The sequence below is a fragment of the Acutalibacter sp. genome (assembly GCF_056800975.1).
The window spans coordinates 2,795-5,362 of sequence record NZ_JBQISV010000122.1 but is presented as its reverse complement, the minus strand read 5'-3'; the positions used below and the strand labels follow the sequence as shown (position 1 = coordinate 5,362).

The 2,568-nt window shown below is 54.0% G+C and carries 5 protein-coding genes; all 5 read right to left on the bottom strand.

The features are described from left to right. Positions 1 to 234: 234 nt before the first annotated feature. Complete coding sequence (upp, locus tag ACTO5E_RS10015) at positions 235 to 873, bottom strand: uracil phosphoribosyltransferase (protein WP_482303339.1); 639 nt, start codon at positions 871 to 873, stop codon at positions 235 to 237. A gap of 14 nt (positions 874 to 887) precedes the next feature. After that, entirely contained in the window at positions 888 to 1,334 is a 447-nt protein-coding gene (rpiB, locus tag ACTO5E_RS10010; protein ID WP_482303338.1) for a ribose 5-phosphate isomerase B, read from the bottom strand. 5 nt (positions 1,335 to 1,339) lie between these two features. Further along, positions 1,340 to 2,035 carry a tRNA (adenosine(37)-N6)-threonylcarbamoyltransferase complex dimerization subunit type 1 TsaB gene (gene tsaB / locus ACTO5E_RS10005; RefSeq protein ID WP_482303337.1) on the bottom strand — a complete coding sequence of 232 codons (696 nt, stop codon included), beginning with the start codon at positions 2,033 to 2,035 and terminating at the stop codon, positions 1,340 to 1,342. Between the two features lies 1 nt (position 2,036). Then, positions 2,037 to 2,486, bottom strand: coding sequence for a tRNA (adenosine(37)-N6)-threonylcarbamoyltransferase complex ATPase subunit type 1 TsaE (gene tsaE, locus ACTO5E_RS10000; protein WP_482303336.1), 450 nt, complete (start codon positions 2,484 to 2,486; stop codon positions 2,037 to 2,039). Next, a partial coding sequence (locus ACTO5E_RS09995; RefSeq protein ID WP_482303340.1) for a formate--tetrahydrofolate ligase occupies positions 2,473 to 2,568 on the bottom strand: 96 nt, incomplete at its 5' end. The genes tsaE and ACTO5E_RS09995, both read right to left, overlap by 14 nt.

Genomic DNA, 2,568 nt, shown 5'->3' with positions numbered 1-2,568 from the left:
CACACCATAATCAATGGAATTTGTGCGGTATAAGGGCTGATGTTCCTGCTGACAGAAAGAAACACGGCAGTCAACCGGAACGAATACCGCAAACCTGTTATAAGCATTCTACCATATTTTGTGTTTTTTGTCAAAAGGAAGCCCCTGAGACAAAGCTGCCGGCTTTCTTCTCAGATGAAAAAACAAAAAATGATAGTTTATTAGCCCCGTGTTTCGGGTTCTGTCATAGAGTGGTTAGATTGTGCCGAAAATTCGGTCTCCCGCATCGCCTAGGCCGGGGAGAATATATCCATTCTCATTCAGCCTCTCGTCCACTGCGGCACAGTAGACCTGTACGTCAGGGTGCGCCTTGGTCAAAGCGTCAATCCCCTCAGGAGCGGCAATAATGCACAGGAATTTTACGCTTTTAGGCTGGCTGCGCTTAACAATCGTGATGGCGTCCAGCGCAGACCCCCCTGTGGCAAGCATGGGGTCCAGCACAATAACATCCCGTTCGGTAATATCCTGAGGAAGCTTGTTATAATATTCCACCGGCTTCAGGGTGTCATGATCACGGTAAAGGCCGATGTGCCCAACCTTGGCGGAGGGCACCAGCTTCAGCATTCCCTCTACCATGCCCAGCCCTGCCCGCAAAATCGGCACAAAGGCCAGCTTACGGCCTGCAATCACCTTGGTTATGGTTTTCTGCATGGGGGTCACAGTCTCCACCTCCATCAGGGGCAGGTCCCGGGTTGCCTCATAGCACATCAGGTTGGCAATCTCGCTTACCAGCTCCCGAAACTCCTTGGTCCCGGTCTCCACACTGCGGAGGAAGGTCAGCTTGTGCTGAATCAGCGGATGATCCATGACAAATACATTCTCATACTTTTTCATTCAAAATTTCCTCCTTACAGCTCCCCGTTTTCAATTTGCACAATCTGGCCGACACGGCGGGCATGGCGGCCTCCTTCAAAGCTGGTATGAATAAAGGTATCAAATATCTTGACTGCGGTATCGCAATCCACCACCTTGCCGCCTATACAAAGAATATTGGAGTCATTGTCGTTGCGGGTAAGGCGTGCGCAGAGCTCATTGGTGCACACAGCTGCACGCGCTCCCTTCACTTTGTTAGCCGCAATGGAAATACCAATGCCAGTAGAGCACACCAGCACACCCAGGTCCGCCTGCCCCTCAACTACAGCCCGGGCGACGCTGGCGGCAATGGGCGGGTAGTCCACCGACTCTGTGCTGTTAGTACCAAAATCCTGATATTCGATCCCCTGGTCCCGCAGATAGGCCCGAAGCGCCTGAGCAACCTCGAAGCCGCCATGATCACAGCCTAACGCGATTTTCATGGTTATCATCCCTTTCCCTGTTCTTGTTTCGCTTTTAATTCCCGTTCCGCCTGAGGCATACGAAGGTACATGGGCAGCAGTTCCTCCGCACTGACTGTAGGCCGCCCAGCCGCCAGCAGCGCGACGCTGCCAGCGCGCTGAAAGCGCGTATTCTCAGGAGCCAGCCGGGCGCCCCAAATGCTGAACTCATTATGACACAACGCTGCGCCGTCTCCCAGCAGGAGCAGCCGCTCCCCATATTCACGGCACTCCTCACCCAGCTCCTGAATGGAGACAGCCCGGTCCTCTGTTAACCTGACAAGACCATGCTCTCCCGCCTCAAAAAGAGCTTGATATACCTGTCCACAGCGGGCGTCCATCACAGCGCACAGGATATCGCCTTTACAGCATAACCCGCCATATGCGATCGCCTCTAAGGTCGAAATAGCACAGCAGGGGATATCAAACGGAAAAGCGATTCCCTTTACACATGCAACTCCTATCCGTATCCCCGTGAAAGAGCCTGGCCCATGGGTTACCGCGATGCTGTCCAGGTCTTTGCAGGCAAGGCCAAGACTTGACAGCAATGCCTCTGTCATCGGCAGGAGCGTTTGACTGTGGGTCTGCTTGGTGTTCACAAAAAACTCTCCCAGCAGTCGGCCATCCTGCGCCACTGCGGCAGAAGCCGGTCCAGCGGACGCGTCTATTCCCAGCACCAGCATCTTACCGCGCTCCTTTCCATCCATTTATGGTTATTTGACGCTCATTTTCCGCATTCCCCGGGCGAATATCCACCCGGATTGTTCCCTCCGGCAGAGCAGATTCAATGTTTTCGCTCCACTCCACAGCGAGCACCCGGTCTGTGTCCAGATAGTCAAAAAAGCCTGTAGAATATAAATCTTCCCAGCCGTCAATGCGGTACATGTCAAAATGCTCCAGAATCAGACGGCCAGTATATTCGTTGACGATTGCGAAGGTAGGACTGCTGGCAACATCCCCCGCCCCCAGTCCGATAGCCAGACCACGGGTAAATGCGGTTTTGCCAGCGCCCATCCCTCCTGTAAAGGCAATCACTTCACCGCCGGCCAACTGCTCTGCCAAGGCCGCGCCCAACGCCTGCGTTTCACTGGCAGAGCGGGTTGTGAAGCTTTTAGCCTTGTCAGAACAGCCCATGGATCACCGAGTTGTCGTCCACATCGATCTTCTCTGCGGCAGGTACTTTGGGAAGGCCGGGCATGGTCATAATATCGCCCGC

Coding starts and splice junctions, on each gene's coding strand:
- upp (WP_482303339.1), bottom strand. CDS start 873: ATGAAAAAGTATGAGAATGTATTTGTCATGGATCATCCGCTGATTCAG.
- rpiB (WP_482303338.1), bottom strand. CDS start 1,334: ATGAAAATCGCGTTAGGCTGTGATCATGGCGGCTTCGAGGTTGCTCAG.
- tsaB (WP_482303337.1), bottom strand. CDS start 2,035: ATGCTGGTGCTGGGAATAGACGCGTCCGCTGGACCGGCTTCTGCCGCA.
- tsaE (WP_482303336.1), bottom strand. CDS start 2,486: ATGGGCTGTTCTGACAAGGCTAAAAGCTTCACAACCCGCTCTGCCAGT.